Origin of the sequence: Pantoea sp. 18059, assembly GCF_902706165.1 — a bacterium.
Lineage (GTDB): Bacteria > Pseudomonadota > Gammaproteobacteria > Enterobacterales > Enterobacteriaceae > Pantoea > Pantoea agglomerans.
The window spans coordinates 1-470 of the sequence record NZ_CACSJS010000028.1; the positions used below are offsets into that span (position 1 = coordinate 1).

Here is a 470-nt window from a genome sequence, read left to right on the forward strand (position 1 = left end):
GGCGCAGCTCAAGAATCGTGTCTTCGTCAATGCAGACCTGGTGCAGCCAGGCCAAATCCCAGCTGTGCTGGCCCATGAGTTGACGCACGTGCTCATCCAGGAGCAACGTGGCCAGGATCTTCATAAAGTGCCTGAATGGGCCAATGAAGGCCTTGCCGTCTGGGTTTCCGGCGTAGGAACGGAAGGGTGTTCAGACGCTACCGAGGAAATGCAGCAGCACCCGATCTGCAGGGCAAGGGTAGTCGGCACCTGGCTCGATGATCTGGCGGCCACCGACCCTCAGGTTCAACGCTGCTGGGTCGATCAGATGATCACCGGCATCCGAAACGTCGCCTGTCCAGAAACTGGCTCCATGCGGCCGCAGTGGTGAGCATGCTCATTTGGCCTCTGATGGCCCAGCCGCGGCCCAGACTCGTTTGACCTGAGCTTCGCTGCAGCCCACCAGGTGGGCCGTCCTGGCGATGCTGTGG

1 protein-coding gene is annotated in these 470 nt (G+C 61.1%); it reads left to right on the top strand.

The window, feature by feature from the left end; all coding sequences use genetic code 11:
* On the top strand, positions 1 to 370 hold a 370-nt coding region (locus tag GVJ63_RS21880; protein WP_200843134.1), incomplete at its 5' end, for a hypothetical protein.
* Between the last annotated feature and the right edge of the window lie 100 nt (positions 371 to 470).